Genomic DNA, 18,610 nt, shown 5'->3' with positions numbered 1-18,610 from the left:
GATTATTTTTTGGGCCGATACTTTTCCGGTAATTCCGGAACCGGACGACGATCGTCGATCAGATGTCGGATGGTCAGAATCGGATGACGCCATAACATACGTGGCCCTGCCCAGCGCATCACCTGCTTCATCTCTTCCCGTCGGGCGGGCTGATAACAGTGCACCGGGCACTGTTTGCAGGCAGGTTTTTCCTCACCAAACACGCATTTATCCAGCCGCTTATCAGCATAAGCCTTGAGCGCCGAATAGTGCCCCTCTTCTTTTATGGCGTGCGGACACCTGTTTTCGTACAGGGCGATCATTCTGGCGATCGTCTTTTTTTCTCGTGAAATACGTTTACCGGACATAACGCCGTCCCCAACAATAAAGTGCATTTATAATACCCTTTTATCTGCACATTTTCAGTCATTGCATTCCGTTTTCTGAAGCGTCATTCCAGAATTTCCCCGCCCCCCGCCGCGTTTTACTGGTATTTTATACAGGCATAAATAATCACCTTTGACCGCATTCACCGGAGCGCTTATGCAAGAGATCGCGATCGCCAAACCCTATCGTCACTTGAAAGTGGGTTACTTCAGAAAACGTCATGAAGACCGTAAAACGAAAATTCCAAAACGGTACAGCGTACACGCAGCTCTAAGCCTGAAAGGCGACTGGCTTGAACAAGCGGGATTTACCACCAACTCGCAGGTGCGGGTAGGCGTCGAGCACGGAAAAATCATCATTGAATTAATGGCGGAAGATGCCTCGTAAAGTCGTGACTTTTTTCTGCGCCGCACCTTTTTTTCATGCGACAATAGAAGGAACAATCGGCCATTGAGCCGCTCAAAGCGTAATATTTTCAAAGAAATGGATATCATAACTCCATGAGCACAATCGACAATTTCGACGCGCATACGCCAATGATGCAGCAGTACCTGAAGCTGAAGGCACAGCATCCGGAAATTCTGCTGTTTTACCGTATGGGCGATTTTTACGAGCTTTTTTATGATGATGCGAAACGTGCGTCTCAGCTGCTCGACATTTCCCTGACGAAACGTGGCGCGTCGGCAGGCGAGCCCATCCCGATGGCGGGTATCCCGCATCACGCGGTTGAAAACTATCTGGCGAAGCTGGTGAACCAGGGCGAGTCTGTCGCTATCTGCGAACAAATTGGTGACCCGGCCACATCGAAAGGCCCTGTTGAGCGCAAGGTCGTACGCATCGTCACGCCGGGAACCATCAGCGATGAGGCCCTGCTTCAGGAGCGCCAGGATAACCTGCTGGCGGCGATCTGGCAGGATGGTAAAGGGTTTGGCTACGCCACGCTGGATATCAGCTCCGGTCGTTTTCGCCTGAGTGAACCGGCTGACCGTGAAACCATGGCGGCTGAACTACAGCGCACTAATCCGGCAGAACTGCTTTATGCAGAGGATTTCGCCGAGATGGCGCTGATTGAAGGTCGCCGCGGCCTGCGTCGTCGTCCACTGTGGGAGTTCGAAATTGATACCGCGCGCCAGCAGTTGAACCTGCAATTTGGCACGCGCGATTTGATTGGCTTTGGCGTGGAAAACGCCCCGCGCGGGCTGTGTGCCGCAGGCTGCCTGTTGCAGTACGTTAAGGATACGCAACGTACCGCCCTGCCCCATATTCGTTCCATCACCATGGAGCGTCAGCAGGACAGCATCATCATGGATGCCGCCACGCGCCGCAACCTGGAGATCACGCAGAACCTCGCTGGCGGCATGGAAAATACGCTGGCGTCGGTTCTTGACAGCACGGTTACCCCCATGGGCAGCCGTATGCTCAAACGCTGGCTGCATATGCCGATCCGCAATACCGAAACGCTGACTGGCCGCCAGCAAACCATTGCCGCATTGCAGGATCGTTATACCGAATTGCAGCCGGTGCTGCGTCAGGTGGGTGACCTTGAGCGTATCCTTGCGCGCCTGGCCTTGCGTACCGCGCGTCCACGCGATCTCGCCCGTATGCGTCATGCTTTCCAGCAGTTGCCGGAACTGCGCGCTCAGCTGGGAGAGATCGACAGCGCGCCAGTGCAAAAGCTGCGCGAAACCATGGGCGAATTTACCGAGCTTCGCGAACTGCTGGAACGCGCCATCATTGATGCGCCGCCTGTTCTGGTGCGGGATGGCGGGGTTATTGCTCCGGGTTACAACGAAGAGCTGGACGAATGGCGTGCGCTGGCCGATGGCGCGACGGATTATCTGGATAAGCTGGAAATCCGCGAGCGTGAACGTCTGGGGCTCGACACCCTGAAAGTCGGCTACAACGCGGTACACGGTTACTATATCCAGATCAGCCGTGGGCAGAGCCACCTGGCCCCGATTCACTACGTTCGCCGCCAGACGCTGAAAAATGCCGAGCGCTACATTATACCCGAGCTGAAAGAGTACGAAGACAAAGTGCTCACGTCGAAAGGTAAAGCGCTGGCGCTGGAGAAACAGCTGTATGACGAGCTGTTCGACATCCTGATGCCGCACCTGGCTGACCTGCAACTGAGCGCCGCTGCGCTGGCCGAGCTGGATGTCCTGGTAAACCTGGCTGAGCGCGCCGACACGCTGAATTACACCTGTCCGACCTTTACTGACAAACCCGGCATTCGCATTACCGAAGGCCGCCACCCGGTGGTTGAGCAGGTGCTGAACGAGCCGTTTATTGCCAACCCGTTGAACCTGTCACCGCAGCGAAGAATGCTGATCATTACCGGCCCCAACATGGGCGGTAAAAGTACCTATATGCGCCAGACAGCCCTTATCGCGCTGCTCGCCTACATCGGCAGCTACGTTCCAGCGCAGAAGGTTGAGATTGGCCCTATCGACCGTATCTTCACCCGTGTGGGTGCGGCGGACGATCTGGCGAGCGGTCGCTCTACCTTTATGGTCGAGATGACCGAAACCGCCAACATTCTGCATAACGCGACAGAGAACAGTCTGGTGTTGATGGACGAAGTAGGACGCGGTACCTCCACCTATGACGGCCTGTCTCTGGCCTGGGCGTGCGCGGAAAGTCTGGCAAATAAAATCAAGGCGCTGACGCTGTTCGCAACGCACTATTTCGAACTGACACAGCTGCCAGAGAAAATGGAAGGCGTGGCTAACGTCCACCTTGATGCGCTTGAGCACGGCGACACCATCGCCTTTATGCACACGGTGCAGGACGGCGCGGCAAGCAAGAGCTATGGCCTGGCCGTCGCCGCGCTGGCGGGCGTGCCAAAAGAGGTGATTAAGCGCGCGCGTCAGAAATTGCGTGAGCTGGAAAGTTTGTCACCGAATGCGGCAGCTACGCAGATAGATGGTACGCAGATGTCACTGCTGGCGGTGCCGGAAGAGACCTCTCCGGCGGTAGAAGCGCTGGAGAACCTCGACCCGGATTCGCTGACGCCGCGTCAGGCGCTGGAGTGGATTTATCGGTTGAAGAGTCTGGTTTAGTTCTCTGCGGTCTTTTGCCCGGTGGCGGCTTCGCCTTACCCGGCCTACAAAACCCGTAGGCCCGGTATGCGTAGCGCCACCGGGCTTTTTTTACAGCAGCGGCGGGATCGTCGGCACCTGCGGTGCTTCATCAATATCCTTCTGGGTCATGCGGAACGCTTCCGGGTAATGCTCGCGGCTGGTACGGCGCAACGGTTCGGTATCGCGCCAGGTATACAGACAGTGCTGACACTGATATACCGTCCAGACATCTTTCACCGGTGATGTTGCCATCACTTCAATATGTTCATCGGCACAACGTGGACAAATCATTTTTTCCTCCTTATTGACGTGCCGCCAGCATCGCGGTCAGTTTTTCGGCCCAGGCTTTGGTTTCAGGGAGATCCTGTACCGGCTGGCTGTAGTGACCACGGTTGTCCGGGGCAACCGGGGTGGTGGCATCAATGATCAGCTTGTCAGTGATCCCCGCCGGGCTGGAGCCGGGGTCAAGCTCGAGCACAGACATATTCGGTAGCTGCACCAGATCGCCTGCCGGATTGACCTTTGATGACGCGCCCACATCACCTGCGGCAGGTTAAACGGATCGACGTCTTCATCCACCATAATCACCATTTTCACGTAACCCAGACCGTGTGGCGTGGTCATGGCTCGGAGGCCGACCGCACGGGCAAAACCGCCGTAACGCTTTTTAGTGGAGATAATCGCCAGCAAACCGTGGGTGTACATGGCGTTTACCGCCTGCACTTCCGGGAATTCCGACTTTAGCTGCTGATAGAGCGGTACGCAGGTGGCGGGCCCCATCAGATAATCAATCTCGGTCCACGGCATGCCGAGGTAAAGGGATTCGAAAATGGGTTTGGTGCGGTAAGAGACTTTATCAATGCGTACAACCGTCATATTGCGTCCGCCGGAGTAGTGTCCGGTAAACTCACCGAATGGCCCTTCAATTTCACGTTTCCGGCCTTCAATCACCCCTTCGAGGATCACTTCCGACCCCCACGGCACATCGAAACCGGTCAGTGGAGCCGTCGCAATCGGATACGGGCTTTCGCGTAGCGCACCGGCCATCTCATACTCGGATTGATCGTATTTCAGCGGCGTGGCGCCCATCAGGGTGATGATCGGATCGTTACCCAGCGTAATGGCAATAGGCAGGTCTTCGCCGCGCTCTTCTGCCTTATGCAGATGCAGCGCGATATCATGCATCGGCACCGGTTGCAGGCCGAGCTTACGCTTGCCCTTCACTTCCATACGGTAGATCCCGACGTTCTGTTTGCCGAAGTGATCGGGGTCGAGCGGATCGCGGGAGACAACGCACGCTTTATCGAGATAAAAGCCTCCGTCACCGTCGTTCAGGCGGAACAGCGGCAGAATGTCGAACAGGTTGATGTCTTCCCCGTCCACCGTGTTCTGCGCCCAGGCCGGATTTGCACGACGCTCTGGCGAGACGGGGAATTTGTCCCAGCGACGAATAAACTCGTCGATCTGTTTTTTCACCGGGGTATTCGCTGGCAGCCCCATCGAAATAGCGTGGTTTTGCCACGAGCCGATAGTGTTCATCACCACACGGGCATCGGTGAAGCCGCGAATATTATCGAACCACAGCGCAGGCGCACCATCGCCAATGCGTCCGGTCGCGTTGGCGGCCGCCGCCAGATCCGGCTCGGCGTTAACCTCTTCCTCAATTTTCAGCAGTTGCCCTTGCTCATCGAGCGCCTGCAGGAAGCTTCTCAAATCATCAAATGCCATCTTTATTCTCCTGTGAAAAATGTTTCGCTGCCTGCAAACCTTCCCAGCGTCGGGCTTTTTTATGCTCCAGACCAAACTGGTCGAGAACACGGGTCACGATATGCTGGGTAATGTCATCGGCGGTTTGCGGGTGGTTGTAGTACGCAGGCATAGGCGGCACCATCGCCACGCCCATACGGGAAAGAGCAAGCATGTTCTCGAGATGGATGGTGCTGAGCGGCGTCTCACGGGGAACCAGCACCAGCTTGCGCCCCTCTTTCAACACTACGTCTGCCGCACGCCCTACCAGCCCTTCGGCGTAGCCCGCGCGGATACCCGCCAGCGTTTTCATGCTGCACGGGATGACGATCATGCCGTCGGTGCGAAACGAGCCGGAGGAGATGGTGGCAGCCTGATCGGCCGGGCTATGGACGACATCCGCCAGTGCAGCAACGTCATGCGCAGTGAAGGGCGTTTCCAGCTCAATCGTGGTTTTTGCCCACTTCGACATCACCAGGTGCGTTTCCACCTCCGGCATTTCCCGCAGCGCCTGTAACAACGCCACGCCTAATGGCGCACCCGTCGCGCCCGTCATTCCCACAATCAATCTCATTCAGCACCTCAATTAATTTGTTCGTATACGAACATATTAATTAAACTACGCCTTGATCCTGCTGCTGACAAGATCGTTCGCATACGATCACACTAATCGCTAAAAAACTCTCGCGTTAAAATTCAGCCCAAGAGCGGCTATCATAGAGGGAGTATTTTTCCGTCGGAGTGTCCATGGAGTTAAGACAAGAAGCTTTCCACCTGCTACGTCAGCTTTTTCAACAGCATACCGCCCAGTGGCAGCACGCATTGCCTGAACTGACCAAGCCACAATATGCGGTGATGCGGTCAATTGCTGAAAATCCTGGTATTGAGCAGGTTGCCCTGACTGAAGTCGCGGTGAGCACCAAAGCGACGCTGGCAGAAATGCTGAGCCGCATGGAAGCACGCGGCCTGGTCAGGCGCGAGCACGATCCGGCAGACAAACGCCGTCGGTTTGTCTTTCTGACTGCCGAAGGAGAGGCCCTGCTTGAGAGCAGTAAACCGATTGGAAATGAGGTGGATGAGGCATTTCTGGGGCGCCTTAACGGCGCGGAACGAGAGCAATTTTCAGCGCTCATTAAAAAAATGATGCAGGGTTAAGTCACCCTGACGCGCATAAAATCAATAAATGTTCGCACTTTCGCGGGCACATGCCGGGCATCGGGATAAACGGCATAGATGCCCTGCTGAGCAAACGTGTATGCCGGTAACAGCGAGACCAGTTCCCCCGCATCCAGTGCGTTACGCACCAGCCACTCCGGCAGCAGCGCCACTCCACATCCCGCGAGGGCAAAAGCCATCAGCGCCTGGGCGCTGTCTGCATACAGGCGCGGCGCTTTCTTGATCTCAAAGGAAACCGGATGTCCATCAACACCTCTCACCTGCCAGCGCAGCGGCGACGTTAAACGCTCGTGAATGATCCAGTCCGCTTCCGCCAGTTGTTCCAGCGAGTCAACCGGATGGTTTGCCAGCCAGCCTGGCGTTGCCACGGGCAGGATGGTGAAGGAGGTCATCAACGCGGCGTGGTAGCGCGAATCTGCAAGCGTGCCGAGCCGGATAGCGACATCGAAGCGCTCGGCGATAAGATCGGCATGCAAAGAGGACGAGACATGCCGCACGCGAAGGTCCGGGTGCAACTGGCTAAATTCAGCCAGCAAAGGCACCACCACCTGCGAGCCATATTCGGGCGTGGTGGTGATCCGCAGTTCTCCCGTCAGCCCGGCGTGGTTGGCGCGAACGTCATCCTGCAATCGCTCTGCATCCCGTAACAGCATCACGCTTCGTTGATGAAAGAGCTTCCCCGCCTCGGTCAGCGTCAGGCGTCGGGTGGTTCGCAGCAACAGGGTGACGCCCAGCTCCTCTTCAAGCTGACGAATATGAAAGCTGACCACCGCTTTTGTCAGCCCCATCGCCTCCGCTGCGGCGGTGAAACTGCCGGTGTCCGCTACGGCGATAAACATCGCCGTACGCTGTAAATTAAGCATCGCTTGCCTGGTTAACTGTCAAAATAATGTTGACAGTATATCGTGCTTTGTCGCGTTTATCCGTAACGCGCGGGCCGATACGATACGCCACCTCACCGGAGGAACTTCCATGACGTATCGCAGCAAAATCGCCGTCGTCTTTCTGCTCGGCTTTTTCCTTGATTTGATAAACATGTTTATTGCCAGCGTCGCCTTTCCGGCGATGGCTCTCGCTTTCAATACCACACCTTCCGCGCTTGCCTGGGTAAGTAACGGATACATTGCCGGGCTAACGCTAGTCATCCCTTTCAGCAGTATCCTGACGCGCCGCGTCGGGCCGAAGCGCGTTATCCTGCTCTCACTGCTTCTCTTTAGCGCGGCCTCCGTTGCGGCGGGTCTCTCATCTTCGCTGGAAAGTCTGATTGCCTGGCGAGTTGTACAGGGCGCCGGAGGGGGTTTACTGATCCCGGTTGGTCAGGCGCTGACCTGGCAACAGTTTAAGCCTCATGAGCGGGCCAGACTCTCCTCGGCGGTGATGCTGGTCGCACTGCTTGCCCCCGCGTGCTCACCGGCTGTGGGCGGTATGCTGGTTCAGACATTCAGCTGGCGCTGGATATTTTTTGCCACCCTGCCCGTCGTCATTGTCACCTTTGCTTTGGCCTGCGCGTGGCTTAAAACAGAACCGCCGCCGATAACCCCCACCAGGACAGTAAACCTGTCTTTGCTGACGGATCCGCTGTTGCGCTTATCCATGCTTATCTATGTGTGCGTACCCGGCATTTTTATCGGCGTGAACGTAACGGGCATGTATTACCTCCAGAGCGAGGCCAATATGACACCCGCCGCAACGGGCATGCTTATGCTGCCGTGGTCTGTGGCTTCGTTTTTGGCTATCACCGCGACAGGACGCTATTTCAACCGTATCGGCCCCCGGCCGCTGGTGGTCATCGGTTGCCTTTTGCAGGCGACGGGCATTCTGCTTTTAGTTAACGTCGGCCCGGCAATGCTGCTACCTGCCGTTGCGTTTGCGCTGATGGGCGCGGGGGGAAGCCTTTGCAGCAGTACGGCTCAGAGCAGCGCGTTTTTGACGATGCGGCCGGAAAATATGCCTGATGCCAGCACGCTATGGAATCTCAATCGTCAGTTGAGCTTTTTTGCGGGCGCTCTGCTGCTGGCGCAGGCGCTGAGCTTCATGCAGGATTATCTCGCGCCGCTGGCCGCCTGGCACGGGATGTTTGTTTTTGCCGCAGTCATCACTCTACTGCCCGTACTGTACGTCTACCGTCTTAACAACACGCAGTTACTTGCGCAACTGCAACAGGAGCAACCATGACCCATTTCGAACAAGAGATCCTCGACATTCACGTCGCCCTTGAAAACTGGTTAGGTGCAGGCGAAGGCGATCGGGACGCCCTGCTCGCCCGTTTCCGTCCGGATTTTCTGATGGTTCCACCGAGTGGCAACCCGTTAGATCATCACGCGCTTGCCCAATTTTTAAATGCGCAGCGGGGAACCCGACCCGGGCTCAGGATCGGTATTGATGCGTTAACAACGCTTCAGACATGGGACAACGGCGCGGTGCTCCATTACCGGGAGACGCAAACCCGGCCAGGCCAGCCCGTCAACGTGCGCTGGTCAACCGCGGTGCTTAATCAGGAAGGGGATAACATCACCTGGCGTTTGCTGCACGAAACGGCGCAGCCGTAAGGCATAAAAAAGGCCCGTCTCACGACGGGCCTTTTCTGACGAATGGTTGCTTACTCGCGGAACAGCGCTTCGATATTCAGACCTTGCCCTTGCAGGATTTCACGCAGGCGGCGTAGGCCTTCAACCTGAATCTGACGAACACGTTCACGGGTCAGGCCAATCTCACGGCCGACATCTTCCAGTGTCGCAGCTTCATACCCCAGTAAACCGAAACGACGTGCCAGCACTTCACGCTGTTTGGCGTTCAGTTCGAACAGCCATTTGACGATGCTCTGTTTCATGTCATCGTCCTGCGTGGTGTCTTCCGGGCCGTTGTCTTTTTCATCGGCCAGGATGTCCAGCAGCGCTTTTTCGGAGTCACCACCCAGCGGGGTGTCAACCGAGGTAATGCGCTCGTTGAGACGCAGCATACGGCTTACGTCATCAACCGGTTTGTCGAGTTGCTCTGCAATCTCTTCCGCACTTGGCTCGTGGTCCAGTTTATGGGACAACTCGCGCGCGGTACGCAGATAAACATTCAACTCTTTGACGATGTGGATCGGCAGTCGAATCGTACGGGTCTGGTTCATAATAGCCCGTTCGATGGTCTGACGAATCCACCAGGTCGCGTAGGTTGAGAAACGGAACCCGCGTTCCGGGTCAAACTTCTCAACTGCGCGGATGAGACCTAAGTTGCCCTCTTCAATCAGATCCAGCAGAGCCAGACCACGATTGCCGTAACGGCGGGCAATTTTCACGACCAGTCGCAGGTTACTTTCGATCATGCGACGACGCGAGGCAACATCACCACGCAAAGCACGACGTGCGAAATAGACTTCTTCTTCGGCCGTTAGCAGTGGGGAGTAACCAATCTCCCCAAGGTAAAGCTGAGTCGCGTCCAGCACACGCTGTGTGGCACCCTGCGATAACAGCTCTTCTTCAGCCAAATCGTTATCACTGGGTTCCTCTTCTACTAAGGCTTTTTCGTCAAAAGCCTCTGCTCCGTTCTCATCAAATTCCGCGTCTTCATTTAAATCATGAACTTTCAGCGTATTCTGACTCATAAGGTGGCTCCTACCCGTGATCCCTGGACGAGACACCCTGGCTGGCATGCCCCGTCAATTTATCGCTGCGGTAAATATTGCAGCGGGTTTACGGATTTCCCCTTGTAACGAATTTCAAAATGCAAGCGTGTAGAACTGGTTCCGGTGCTACCCATGGTAGCGATTTTTTGCCCCGCCTTAACTTCTTGTTGTTCCCGGACCAGCATTGTGTCGTTATGGGCGTAGGCACTCAGGTAATCATCATTATGTTTGATGATAATAAGATTACCGTAACCGCGCAGTGCGTTACCGGCATAGACAACGCGTCCGTCTGCGGTCGCGATGATTGCCTGTCCTTTACTGCCTGCGATATCGATCCCTTTGTTGCCCCCCTCAGAGGTAGCGAAGTTCTCGATGATCTTGCCGTCAGTTGGCCAACGCCAGGTGGTAATTGACGAGCTGGCATTCTGACTGCTTGCAGTCGGTACAGTAGAGCTAACCACAGGTGCCGTAGTCGGTGCTGTGACAACAGTCGCAGTACCTTTATTATTCGGCAACATTTTGTTAGCACTCTGATCACCTGAATCCTCAGAATACGTAATTACAGGTTGTGAAGCAACCACCGTGGTGGTTTTTTGTGCAGGGGTGACGCTGTTATTTTGCGCAGTTACGTCGGCTGCTGAAACGGTGTTGCCTGGCGTAAGCGGTGTCCCCGTCGCGTTGCCAACCTGAAGCGTTTGCCCGACTTCCAGAGCATACGGGGCCTGGACGTTGTTTCGCTGTGCCAGATCGCGGAAATCGTTCCCGGTGATCCAGGCAATATAGAACAGCGTATCGCCGCGCTTCACGGTATAGGTACTGCCGCCGGTATAGCTACCTTTCGGAATGTTCCCATACTTGCGGTTATACACTATGCGGCCATTTTCAGTCTGAACAGGCTGTTCCACTGGCTGTATCTGCGTAGGCTGCGTAACTGGACGCTGAACCGGCTGGATCTGCGGCGTTTGCTGCGCCGTTGAGGTACCCATTTTAGGCGGAGGGGTAATCAACATTCCGCTGGACGTGTTACCCGAGCCGCTGGTTCCATTAACGGAACTGACGGGCGCAGGCGCGTTATTTGAACTTGTACAGCCTGCCAGCCAGAGCGAAACCAGTGATAATGCCGCAACACGGCTGATGGTGAATTTTGGGCTTCCCGCGCTCATTTATCCCCCAGGAATGTGTTAACTACCAGTGACTTAAAAATAACCGTGATGGCACGAACCTATCGCGCCACACCATACGCTGAATTTGCCTTAATAACCCTGGAAAAATCCGAGTCTCAGGCCAGCTCGCCCTTAACCAGGGGCACAAAGCGTACGGCTTCCACGGTATCGATAATAAACTCGCCGCCGCGTCGACGAACGCGCTTTAAAAGCTGCTGCTCATCGCCGACGGGCAAAACAAGAATGCCGCCCTCGTCCAGCTGCGAGAGAAGTGCAGCGGGGATTTCAGGTGGCGCTGCCGTGACAATGATGGCGTCAAACGGGGCGCGAGCCTGCCAACCCTGCCATCCATCGCCGTGGCGTGTCGATACATTATGTAAATCAAGCTGTTTCAGGCGACGGCGCGCCTGCCACTGCAACCCTTTAATCCGTTCCACGGAACAGACATGGTGCACAAGGTGGGCCAGGATCGCGGTCTGATACCCTGAACCGGTGCCAATTTCCAGCACCCGGGAGTCTGGCGTTAACTCCAGAAGCTCCGTCATACGCGCCACCATGTAGGGCTGCGAAATCGTCTGGCCTTGCCCGATGGGCAGCGCCACGTTTTCCCACGCTTTGTGTTCAAACGCCTCATCTACAAACTTCTCACGGGGAACCTGGGCAAGCGCATCCAGCACCTGCTCGTTGGCAATCCCCTGTGCGCGTAATTGTTCCAGAAGAGTTTGTACACGTTTACTTACCATTGCGCGTTCACTCCGACCCGATTTAACCAGTCCGACACCACATCATGCGCGCTATAAGCGGTTAAATCTACGTGCAACGGCGTAACGGAAACGTAACCCTCATCCACCGCAGCAAAGTCGGTGTCTGGCCCGGCATCGCATTTATCTCCCGGCGGGCCGATCCAGTACAGGGTATTGCCGCGGGGATCCTGCTGGGGAATAACCTGATCGGCCGGGTGGCGACTGCCGCAGCGCGTCACGCGGATCCCTTTAATCTCGTCCAGTGGTAGATCCGGCACGTTAATATTAAGGATACGTCCGGTACGCAGTGGCTCGCGGCCAAGCGCACGGAGAATGGAGCAGGTCACCGCGGCGGCAGTGTCATAGTGGGTGTGGCCGTTTAACGAGACCGCCAGCGCCGGGAAACCCAGGTGACGCCCTTCCATCGCCGCGGCCACGGTGCCGGAGTAAATCACATCATCGCCAAGATTTGGCCCGGCATTGATGCCGGAGACCACAACATCCGGCCGAGGGCGCATCAGCGCATTTACGCCCAAAAACACGCAGTCGGTCGGCGTCCCCATCTGGACGGCAATATCGCCATTCTCAAAGGTAAAGGTGCGAAGTGAAGACTCCAGCGTCAATGAGTTAGACGCGCCACTGCGGTTACGATCGGGAGCCACGACCTGCACATCCGCAAATTCGCGGAGGTGTTTCGCCAGCGTCTGAATACCTGGCGCATGGATCCCGTCATCGTTACTCAGCAATATTCGCATAATCACCCGACGTGTTGATAAGTTCCCTGACAACACTGGTGGCAAAGCTACCTGCCGGCAGCCAGAAGCGTAACTCGACGGTTACGTCATCCCACCAGTTCCAGCTCAGCTGTTGCGGGTAGAGGAGCATCGCACGGCGCGCCGCCTCGACCTTTTCCCGCACCAGCAACGATTGTAATTCTGGCGCATCCGCCACCGCTGACTGCTCAGCGGCCAGCGCCTCGCCCTGGGTTCCCCAGTCGCCTAAACCCGGCAAGGCGGCTGTAATCATCAGCGTTTTAGCGTCCACGCGCGACTGGACATCGGCCATCTCATCGGCCGTTGCCACAAACCAGCTTCCGCGTCCCGCTAATTGTAGCGCATCGCCGACAACAACTTGATTCGCGTCCGGTTTTTTCAGCCGTTCGCTCACAATCTGATTAAACAACGCACTGCGGGCCGCCGACAACCAAAAACTGCGTTTATTACGATCGCGCACCGGTGCACCGCTTTGCGCCCAGCGCAGCGCGCCCAGCAGGTTGCTGCCACCAATGCCAAAGCGCTGTGCGCCGAAATAGTTTGGCACGCCGCGTTCGTTAATGGCCTTCAGGCGTTTTTCAACGTCTTCGCGTTCGGTCACTTCACGCAACACCAGAGTAAAGGCATTGCCTTTTAACGCTCCCAGACGCAATTTGCGTTTATGGCGGGCGTACTCCAGTACCTTACAGCCCTCAAGCTCAAATTTGCTTAAATCGGGCATGCCGTTGCCGGGCACGCGGGCGCAAAGCCACTGTTCGGTCACGGCATGTTTATCTTTTTGACCGGCAAAGCTCACTTCGCGGGCGTGAATATTGAGGAATTTTGCCAGCGCGTCCGCCACGAAGCGGGTGTTGCAGCCGTTTTTCAGAATGCGCACCAGGATGTGCTCGCCTTCGCCGTCCGGCTCAAAACCGAGATCTTCCACTACCACGAAATCTTCAGGGTTGGCTTTCAGCAGCCCCTTGCCCTGCGGTTCACCGTGCAGATACGTCAGGTTGTCGAAATCCGTCATTTGGCCGCCTTCACCAGCAGCGCCACGGCTTCACAGGCAATGCCTTCGCCACGACCAGTAAAGCCCAGCTTCTCCGTGGTGGTCGCTTTGACGTTGACGTCGTCCATATGGCAACCCAGATCTTCAGCGATAAACACGCGCATCTGAGGGATGTGCGGCAGCATCTTCGGTGCCTGAGCAATGATCGTCACATCAACGTTGCCAAGGGTGTAGCCTTTGGCCTGAATACGACGCCAGGCTTCGCGCAGCAGTTCGCGGCTGTCTGCGCCTTTAAAAGCAGGATCGGTGTCCGGGAACAGTTTGCCAATGTCGCCCAGCGCGGCGGCACCCAGCAGCGCGTCGGTCAGCGCATGCAGCGCCACGTCGCCATCAGAATGCGCCAGCAGACCTTTTTCGTATGGAATGCGCACGCCGCCAATGATAATTGGGCCAACGCCGCCAAAGGCGTGTACATCAAAACCGTGTCCAATACGCATTATGCCTTCTCCTGAGGGGTCGTACGGGTAAGATAAAATTCCGCGAGCTGTAAGTCTTCCGGGCGCGTCACTTTTATATTATCAGCGCGCCCTTCAACAAGCGTGGGGTGGAAACCGCAATACTCCAGCGCCGAGGCTTCGTCCGTAATGGTCGCACCTTCTTTAAGCGCACGCGTTAAGCAGTCGTGGAGTAATTCGCGGGGGAAAAATTGTGGCGTCAGCGCGTGCCATAGATCGACGCGCTCGACGGTGTGGGCAATCGCCGGTTTACCCGGTTCGGCACGCTTCATGGTGTCACGCACCGGGGCGGCCAGAATGCCGCCCACGTTACTGGTTTCACTCAGGGCCAGCAGACGCGACAGATCGTCGTGATGCAGACAGGGACGCGCGGCATCGTGCACCAGCACCCACTGCGCGTTCCCGGCAGCCTGAATGCCCGCCAGAACGGAGTCAGCCCGCTCTGCGCCGCCGTCAACGACGGTAATCTGAGGGTGATTCGCCAGCGGGAGCTGGGCAAAACGTGCATCGCCGGGGCTGATGGCAATAACAACGCGTTTCACCCGAGAATGCGCCAGCAGCGCCGCCACGGCGTGCTCGAGGATCGTTTTATCGCCAATTGAGAGGTACTGCTTAGGACATTCTGTCTGCATGCGCCGGCCAAAACCTGCGGCCGGCACCACGGCACAGACGTCCGAAAAAGTTGCTGCCATGTCGTAATCCTGGGCCTGATTATCGATTGTTTTGTGCGGAGCCCTGATTGCGTTTAGACGCATCCGGAACCAGGCGATAAAACGTTTCGCCCGGCTTAGTCATACTGAGTTCATTGCGTGCGCGCTCCTCAATCGCCTCCTGGCCGCCATTGAGGTCATCAATTTCAGCAAAAAGTTGATCGTTACGCGCTTTAAGTTTGGCGTTTGTCGCCTGCTGTGCCGCGACGTCATCGCTCACCCGGCTGTAGTCGTGCAGTCCGTTTTTGCCGAACCACAGCGAATATTGCAGCCAGACCAGCAAAGCCAGCAACAGCAGCGTTAGTTTACCCATCCTGCCCCCTGAAAAAACGGCATCATCATCCCATAACTTTCCGCTGGACTCTACTGCGGGGTTTTAATTATGCCGTAAGTTAGCCCATCAGCCATAAAAACAGCAGGCCAAAGATGACCACAACGGTGGCGATAGTGATGAGCGTACTATACAGGAGCTTGCCGTTGAAAAGGGAGTGCAGCGCCACGCCCACAACCACCGCAACGGGCATCAGCGCCAAAAAGAAAGGCCAGGTATAGAGGAAGAAAAAGAGGGTGTTACCACCGTAGATCAAAAACGGGATACCCAGCGCCAGTAGCCACGACACAAAGCCGACTATCGCCCCAGGGAAGGACCAGGTCGTCTCGTCGTCGGTCGTTAACGGTTCCGACCCGGTGGTAATCATGTAGTTTTCACTGTTGCGCATAGCTAATCCTGTGACCGTGACTCATCGCTCGGGAAGACAGCTCCCGAACGATACCGTCTCAGGATCTGATAATATCGTCCCGTCTGAGCAGGTCTAATAATTGGCTTACTAAATTTGTTACCAATTGTTGACCTTCCAGCTGAATCTCAGGGGATTCAGGCGCTTCGTAAACGGAGTCAATGCCGGTGAAGTTTCGCAGCTCTCCCGCGCGGGCTTTTTTGTACAGCCCTTTAGGATCGCGCGCTTCGCAGATTGCCAGCGGGGTATCCACAAACACTTCAATAAAGCGATTCTGCCCCACGCGCTCACGCACCATCTGACGTTCGGCGCGGTGCGGTGAGATAAACGCCGTCAGCACCACCAGCCCGGCATCCGCCATCAGGCTGGCGACTTCCCCCACCCGACGAATGTTCTCTTTACGATCTTCATCGCTGAACCCTAAATCGCTGCACAGGCCGTGACGCACGTTGTCGCCGTCCAGCAGGTAGGTGCTCACCCCCTGCTGATGCAGCGCCTCTTCCAGTGCGCCTGCCACCGTGGATTTACCGGAGCCAGACAGCCCGGTAAACCACAGCACAACCCCACGGTGACCGTGGAGCTGTTCGCGCTGGGCGACGGTGACCGGATGAGGATGCCACACGACGTTCTCATCATGGGCGGCCATCACTTGCCTCCCAGCAGATCGCGTGCGCCCCAGTGCGGGAAGTGCTTACGCACCAGCGCGTTCAGTTCCAGCTCGAAGGCGCTGAACTCAGACGTCACGCTCGCCTGCGCGTCAGGCTCGCGCACCATGCCGGCACCGACGGTAACGTTAGTCAGGCGGTCAATGAAGATGAGCCCGCCCGTAACAGGGTTCTGCTGATACGGATCCAGCACCAGCGGCTCGTCGAAGGTCATATCCACCAGACCGATGCCGTTCAGCGGCAGCTCGCTCACGTCACGGTGGGTCAGGTTGTTGATGTCCACCTGGAACTGAATGCCGTCCACGCGGGCGCGGGTTTTCTTGCCGGCGATTTTAATGTCATAGCTCTGGCCTGCGGTCAGCGGCTGTTCCGCCATCCACACCACGTCCACGGATGCGCCCTGCACCGCCGCCAGCGTTTCCTGCGCGTCGACCAGCAGGTCGCCGCGGCTGATATCAATTTCGTCTTTCAGTACCAGGGTTACCGCTTCACCTGCTCCGGCTTCCTCCAGATCGCCATCAAAGGTGACGATTCGGGCAATGGCCGATTCCACACCGGACGGCAGCACCTTCACGCGCTGGCCCACTTTGACCGAGCCGGACGCAATGGTGCCCGAGAAGCCGCGGAAATCGAGGTTCGGACGGTTCACGTATTGCACCGGGAAGCGCATCGGCTGGGTATCAACCACGCGCTGAATTTCAACGGTTTCCAGCACTTCCAGCAGCGTCGGGCCGCTGTACCACGGCATGTTCCCGCTCTGAGAGGCGACGTTATCCCCTTCCAGCGCCGACAGCGGCACAAAGCGAATATCGAGGTTGCCCGGCAGCTGTTCAGCAAAGGTCAGGTAGCTCTGACGGATCTCGTCGAATCGCGCTTCGCTGTAGTCCACCAGATCCATTTTGTTCACCGCCACCACCAGATGTTTGATCCCCAGCAGCGTAGAGATAAAGCTGTGACGACGAGTCTGATCCAGCACACCTTTACGGGCGTCAATCAGCAGGATCGCCAGATCACAGGTGGACGCGCCGGTCGCCATGTTACGGGTGTACTGCTCGTGCCCCGGGGTGTCGGCGATAATAAATTTGCGCTTTTCGGTAGAGAAGTAGCGATAGGCGACATCAATGGTAATGCCCTGCTCGCGCTCCGCCTGCAAGCCGTCTACCAGCAGCGCCAGGTCGAGTTTTTCGCCCTGGGTGCCGTGGCGTTTACTGTCATTGTGCAGGGAAGAGAGCTGATCTTCGTAGATCTGGCGCGTGTCGTGCAGCAGACGTCCTATCAGGGTACTTTTCCCGTCATCCACGCTGCCGCAGGTCAGGAAACGCAGCAGACTTTTGTACTGTTGGGCGTGCAGATAAGCTTCTACGCCGCCTTCATCGGCAATTTGTTGGGCAATAGTCGTATTCATGGCGGCTCCTTAGAAATAACCCTGACGTTTCTTCAGCTCCATGGAGCCTGCCTGGTCGCGGTCAATCACGCGCCCCTGTCGCTCACTGGTAGTCGACACCAGCATCTCCTCGATGATCTCCGGCAGCGTCTGCGCACTGGATTCCACCGCGCCGGTCAACGGCCAGCAGCCGAGAGTACGGAAACGGACCATCTGTTTTTTGATCACTTCGCCCGGCTGTAAATCAATGCGATCGTCGTCGATCATCATCAGCATGCCGTCGCGCTCCAGCACCGGGCGCTCGGCCGCCAGATACAGCGGAACGATCTCAATATTTTCCAGATAGATATACTGCCAGATATCCAGCTCGGTCCAGTTGGAGAGCGGGAAGACGCGAATGCTTTCGCCCTTGTTGATCTGGCCGTTGTAGTTGTGCCACAGCTCCGGACGCTGGTTTTTCGGGTCCCAGCGGTGGAAGCGGTCGCGGAAAGAGTAGATACGCTCTTTGGCGCGGGATTTCTCTTCGTCACGGCGCGCGCCGCCGAAGGCCGCATCAAAACCGTATTTATTCAGCGCCTGCTTCAGCCCTTCGGTTTTCATGATGTCGGTATGCTTGGCGCTGCCGTGCACGAACGGGTTGATACCCATCGCCACCCCTTCCGGGTTTTTGTGCACCAGCAGCTCGCAGCCGTAGGCTTTGGCGGTACGGTCACGAAACTCGTACATCTCGCGGAATTTCCAGCCGGTATCCACGTGCAGCAGCGGGAACGGCAGCGTACCCGGATAAAACGCTTTACGCGCCAGGTGCAGCATGACGCTGGAATCTTTACCGATGGAGTACATCATCACCGGGTTAGAAAACTCGGCGGCCACTTCGCGGATAATGTGGATACTTTCCGCTTCGAGCTGCCGCAGGTGAGTAAGTCGTTTTTGGTCCATAACCGT

General features: G+C 56.6%; 22 protein-coding genes and 1 pseudogene. 6 read left to right on the top strand and 17 right to left on the bottom strand.

Annotated elements, in window-relative coordinates; genetic code table 11:
• Positions 1–2: 2 nt before the first annotated feature.
• Positions 3–347 carry a nitrous oxide-stimulated promoter family protein gene (locus ACOTX4_RS02535; protein WP_022649174.1) on the bottom strand — a complete coding sequence of 115 codons (345 nt, stop codon included), beginning with the start codon at positions 345–347 and terminating at the stop codon, positions 3–5.
• A 175-nt stretch (positions 348–522) separates the two neighbouring features.
• Here ACOTX4_RS02535 and ACOTX4_RS02530 point away from each other — a divergent pair, with 175 nt between their 5' ends.
• On the top strand, positions 523–753 hold the full coding sequence (locus tag ACOTX4_RS02530) for a SymE family type I addiction module toxin (protein ID WP_003862120.1): 231 nt from the start codon (positions 523–525) through the stop codon (positions 751–753).
• Positions 754–866: 113 nt separating this feature from the next.
• Positions 867–3,428: a DNA mismatch repair protein MutS gene (gene mutS, locus ACOTX4_RS02525; protein ID WP_045331305.1), complete on the top strand. Its 2,562-nt coding sequence runs from the start codon at positions 867–869 to the stop codon at positions 3,426–3,428.
• 90 nt (positions 3,429–3,518) lie between these two features.
• On the opposite strand, the gene ACOTX4_RS02520 is transcribed toward mutS, so the two are convergent.
• The 3 genes and pseudogenes from ACOTX4_RS02520 to ACOTX4_RS02510 all read right to left on the bottom strand — a co-directional run bounded on the left by ACOTX4_RS02520 (position 3,519) and on the right by ACOTX4_RS02510 (position 5,769).
• Positions 3,519–3,740, bottom strand: a complete 222-nt coding sequence (locus ACOTX4_RS02520) for a non-oxidative hydroxyarylic acid decarboxylases subunit D (RefSeq protein WP_045331306.1) — start codon at positions 3,738–3,740, stop codon at positions 3,519–3,521.
• Between the two features lie 10 nt (positions 3,741–3,750).
• Positions 3,751–5,177: pseudogene (locus tag ACOTX4_RS02515) on the bottom strand (non-oxidative hydroxyarylic acid decarboxylases subunit C).
• Positions 5,167–5,769, bottom strand: a complete 603-nt coding sequence (locus ACOTX4_RS02510; RefSeq protein WP_003862111.1) for a non-oxidative hydroxyarylic acid decarboxylases subunit B — start codon at positions 5,767–5,769, stop codon at positions 5,167–5,169. Before ACOTX4_RS02510 ends, ACOTX4_RS02515 begins: the two are co-directional and overlap by 11 nt.
• A 173-nt stretch (positions 5,770–5,942) precedes the next feature.
• Between ACOTX4_RS02510 and ACOTX4_RS02505 the strand changes: the two genes are divergently transcribed.
• Complete coding sequence (locus tag ACOTX4_RS02505; protein WP_022651767.1) at positions 5,943–6,350, top strand: MarR family winged helix-turn-helix transcriptional regulator; 408 nt, start codon at positions 5,943–5,945, stop codon at positions 6,348–6,350.
• Here ACOTX4_RS02505 and ACOTX4_RS02500 read toward each other — a convergent pair.
• A complete protein-coding gene (locus ACOTX4_RS02500) occupies positions 6,347–7,234 on the bottom strand; it encodes a LysR family transcriptional regulator (protein WP_003862107.1) in 888 nt (295 codons plus the stop codon). The two genes, ACOTX4_RS02505 and ACOTX4_RS02500, sit on opposite strands and share 4 nt — an antisense overlap.
• Positions 7,235–7,343: 109 nt before the next feature.
• Between ACOTX4_RS02500 and ACOTX4_RS02495 the strand changes: the two genes are divergently transcribed.
• Both ACOTX4_RS02495 and ACOTX4_RS02490 read left to right on the top strand, forming a co-directional pair.
• The gene (locus ACOTX4_RS02495; RefSeq protein ID WP_063938172.1) at positions 7,344–8,546 is read left to right on the top strand and encodes an MFS transporter; all 1,203 of its coding nucleotides are present in this window, start codon (positions 7,344–7,346) and stop codon (positions 8,544–8,546) included.
• On the top strand, positions 8,543–8,920 hold the full coding sequence (locus ACOTX4_RS02490; protein WP_023314738.1) for a DUF4440 domain-containing protein: 378 nt from the start codon (positions 8,543–8,545) through the stop codon (positions 8,918–8,920). Before ACOTX4_RS02495 ends, ACOTX4_RS02490 begins: the two co-directional genes overlap by 4 nt.
• A 50-nt stretch (positions 8,921–8,970) precedes the next feature.
• Here the strand turns inward: ACOTX4_RS02490 and rpoS are convergent, their stop codons facing one another.
• On the bottom strand, positions 8,971–9,963 hold the full coding sequence (gene rpoS / locus ACOTX4_RS02485; RefSeq protein ID WP_013098493.1) for an RNA polymerase sigma factor RpoS: 993 nt from the start codon (positions 9,961–9,963) through the stop codon (positions 8,971–8,973).
• Positions 9,964–10,022: 59 nt separating this feature from the next.
• Positions 10,023–11,096: a murein hydrolase activator NlpD gene (gene nlpD / locus ACOTX4_RS02480; RefSeq protein WP_306173475.1), complete on the bottom strand. Its 1,074-nt coding sequence runs from the start codon at positions 11,094–11,096 to the stop codon at positions 10,023–10,025.
• Here nlpD and ACOTX4_RS02475 point away from each other — a divergent pair.
• Positions 11,038–11,169 carry a peptidase gene (locus tag ACOTX4_RS02475; RefSeq protein ID WP_306173474.1) on the top strand — a complete coding sequence of 44 codons (132 nt, stop codon included), beginning with the start codon at positions 11,038–11,040 and terminating at the stop codon, positions 11,167–11,169. The two genes, nlpD and ACOTX4_RS02475, sit on opposite strands and share 59 nt — an antisense overlap.
• Before the next feature lie 94 nt (positions 11,170–11,263).
• Here ACOTX4_RS02475 and ACOTX4_RS02470 read toward each other — a convergent pair whose 3' ends face one another.
• The 10 genes from ACOTX4_RS02470 to cysD all read right to left on the bottom strand — a co-directional run bounded on the left by ACOTX4_RS02470 (position 11,264) and on the right by cysD (position 18,604).
• Positions 11,264–11,890, bottom strand: coding sequence for a protein-L-isoaspartate(D-aspartate) O-methyltransferase (locus ACOTX4_RS02470; protein WP_015571709.1), 627 nt, complete (start codon positions 11,888–11,890; stop codon positions 11,264–11,266).
• Complete coding sequence (surE, locus tag ACOTX4_RS02465) at positions 11,884–12,645, bottom strand: 5'/3'-nucleotidase SurE (protein WP_063938170.1); 762 nt, start codon at positions 12,643–12,645, stop codon at positions 11,884–11,886. Before surE ends, ACOTX4_RS02470 begins: the two co-directional genes overlap by 7 nt.
• Positions 12,626–13,675, bottom strand: coding sequence for a tRNA pseudouridine(13) synthase TruD (gene truD / locus ACOTX4_RS02460; protein ID WP_023314739.1), 1,050 nt, complete (start codon positions 13,673–13,675; stop codon positions 12,626–12,628). Before truD ends, surE begins: the two co-directional genes overlap by 20 nt.
• Positions 13,672–14,151 carry a 2-C-methyl-D-erythritol 2,4-cyclodiphosphate synthase gene (gene ispF / locus ACOTX4_RS02455; protein WP_003862097.1) on the bottom strand — a complete coding sequence of 160 codons (480 nt, stop codon included), beginning with the start codon at positions 14,149–14,151 and terminating at the stop codon, positions 13,672–13,674. The genes truD and ispF overlap by 4 nt, the downstream gene beginning before the upstream one ends.
• A complete protein-coding gene (gene ispD, locus ACOTX4_RS02450; RefSeq protein ID WP_022651774.1) occupies positions 14,151–14,861 on the bottom strand; it encodes a 2-C-methyl-D-erythritol 4-phosphate cytidylyltransferase in 711 nt (236 codons plus the stop codon). Before ispD ends, ispF begins: the two co-directional genes overlap by 1 nt.
• Before the next feature lie 19 nt (positions 14,862–14,880).
• On the bottom strand, positions 14,881–15,192 hold the full coding sequence (gene ftsB, locus ACOTX4_RS02445) for a cell division protein FtsB (protein ID WP_003862095.1): 312 nt from the start codon (positions 15,190–15,192) through the stop codon (positions 14,881–14,883).
• 79 nt (positions 15,193–15,271) lie between these two features.
• The gene (locus ACOTX4_RS02440; RefSeq protein WP_006811767.1) at positions 15,272–15,598 is read right to left on the bottom strand and encodes a DUF3561 family protein; all 327 of its coding nucleotides are present in this window, start codon (positions 15,596–15,598) and stop codon (positions 15,272–15,274) included.
• A 58-nt stretch (positions 15,599–15,656) separates the two neighbouring features.
• Positions 15,657–16,262 (bottom strand): adenylyl-sulfate kinase, encoded by a 606-nt coding sequence (cysC, locus tag ACOTX4_RS02435; RefSeq protein WP_022651775.1) that lies wholly within the window; start codon positions 16,260–16,262, stop codon positions 15,657–15,659.
• On the bottom strand, positions 16,262–17,686 hold the full coding sequence (gene cysN / locus ACOTX4_RS02430; RefSeq protein WP_045331308.1) for a sulfate adenylyltransferase subunit CysN: 1,425 nt from the start codon (positions 17,684–17,686) through the stop codon (positions 16,262–16,264). The genes cysC and cysN overlap by 1 nt, the downstream gene beginning before the upstream one ends.
• 9 nt (positions 17,687–17,695) lie before the next feature.
• Complete coding sequence (gene cysD / locus ACOTX4_RS02425; RefSeq protein ID WP_006811770.1) at positions 17,696–18,604, bottom strand: sulfate adenylyltransferase subunit CysD; 909 nt, start codon at positions 18,602–18,604, stop codon at positions 17,696–17,698.
• Positions 18,605–18,610 lie beyond the last annotated feature (6 nt).

Origin of the sequence: Enterobacter cloacae complex sp. IR5459 (assembly GCF_049238005.1) — a bacterium.
In the GTDB taxonomy this organism is placed as follows: domain Bacteria; phylum Pseudomonadota; class Gammaproteobacteria; order Enterobacterales; family Enterobacteriaceae; genus Enterobacter; species Enterobacter hormaechei_C.
Note: the sequence above shows the minus strand (reverse complement) of the source record. Positions and strands in the feature narration are given on the sequence as shown.

What these genes read in the sequence shown, in the direction of transcription:
- ACOTX4_RS02495 (WP_063938172.1), top strand. Translation starts at nt 7,344, where the DNA reads ATGACGTATCGCAGCAAAATCGCCGTCGTCTTTCTGCTCGGCTTTTTC.
- cysD (WP_006811770.1), bottom strand. Translation starts at nt 18,604, where the DNA reads ATGGACCAAAAACGACTTACTCACCTGCGGCAGCTCGAAGCGGAAAGT.
- ACOTX4_RS02500 (WP_003862107.1), bottom strand. Translation starts at nt 7,234, where the DNA reads ATGCTTAATTTACAGCGTACGGCGATGTTTATCGCCGTAGCGGACACC.
- ACOTX4_RS02470 (WP_015571709.1), bottom strand. Translation starts at nt 11,890, where the DNA reads ATGGTAAGTAAACGTGTACAAACTCTTCTGGAACAATTACGCGCACAG.
- mutS (WP_045331305.1), top strand. Translation starts at nt 867, where the DNA reads ATGAGCACAATCGACAATTTCGACGCGCATACGCCAATGATGCAGCAG.
- cysN (WP_045331308.1), bottom strand. Translation starts at nt 17,686, where the DNA reads ATGAATACGACTATTGCCCAACAAATTGCCGATGAAGGCGGCGTAGAA.
- ACOTX4_RS02530 (WP_003862120.1), top strand. Translation starts at nt 523, where the DNA reads ATGCAAGAGATCGCGATCGCCAAACCCTATCGTCACTTGAAAGTGGGT.
- rpoS (WP_013098493.1), bottom strand. Translation starts at nt 9,963, where the DNA reads ATGAGTCAGAATACGCTGAAAGTTCATGATTTAAATGAAGACGCGGAA.
- ACOTX4_RS02440 (WP_006811767.1), bottom strand. Translation starts at nt 15,598, where the DNA reads ATGCGCAACAGTGAAAACTACATGATTACCACCGGGTCGGAACCGTTA.
- ACOTX4_RS02520 (WP_045331306.1), bottom strand. Translation starts at nt 3,740, where the DNA reads ATGATTTGTCCACGTTGTGCCGATGAACATATTGAAGTGATGGCAACA.
- ACOTX4_RS02510 (WP_003862111.1), bottom strand. Translation starts at nt 5,769, where the DNA reads ATGAGATTGATTGTGGGAATGACGGGCGCGACGGGTGCGCCATTAGGC.
- cysC (WP_022651775.1), bottom strand. Translation starts at nt 16,262, where the DNA reads ATGGCCGCCCATGATGAGAACGTCGTGTGGCATCCTCATCCGGTCACC.
- truD (WP_023314739.1), bottom strand. Translation starts at nt 13,675, where the DNA reads ATGACGGATTTCGACAACCTGACGTATCTGCACGGTGAACCGCAGGGC.
- ispD (WP_022651774.1), bottom strand. Translation starts at nt 14,861, where the DNA reads ATGGCAGCAACTTTTTCGGACGTCTGTGCCGTGGTGCCGGCCGCAGGT.
- ftsB (WP_003862095.1), bottom strand. Translation starts at nt 15,192, where the DNA reads ATGGGTAAACTAACGCTGCTGTTGCTGGCTTTGCTGGTCTGGCTGCAA.
- ACOTX4_RS02490 (WP_023314738.1), top strand. Translation starts at nt 8,543, where the DNA reads ATGACCCATTTCGAACAAGAGATCCTCGACATTCACGTCGCCCTTGAA.
- ispF (WP_003862097.1), bottom strand. Translation starts at nt 14,151, where the DNA reads ATGCGTATTGGACACGGTTTTGATGTACACGCCTTTGGCGGCGTTGGC.
- ACOTX4_RS02505 (WP_022651767.1), top strand. Translation starts at nt 5,943, where the DNA reads ATGGAGTTAAGACAAGAAGCTTTCCACCTGCTACGTCAGCTTTTTCAA.
- ACOTX4_RS02535 (WP_022649174.1), bottom strand. Translation starts at nt 347, where the DNA reads ATGTCCGGTAAACGTATTTCACGAGAAAAAAAGACGATCGCCAGAATG.
- surE (WP_063938170.1), bottom strand. Translation starts at nt 12,645, where the DNA reads ATGCGAATATTGCTGAGTAACGATGACGGGATCCATGCGCCAGGTATT.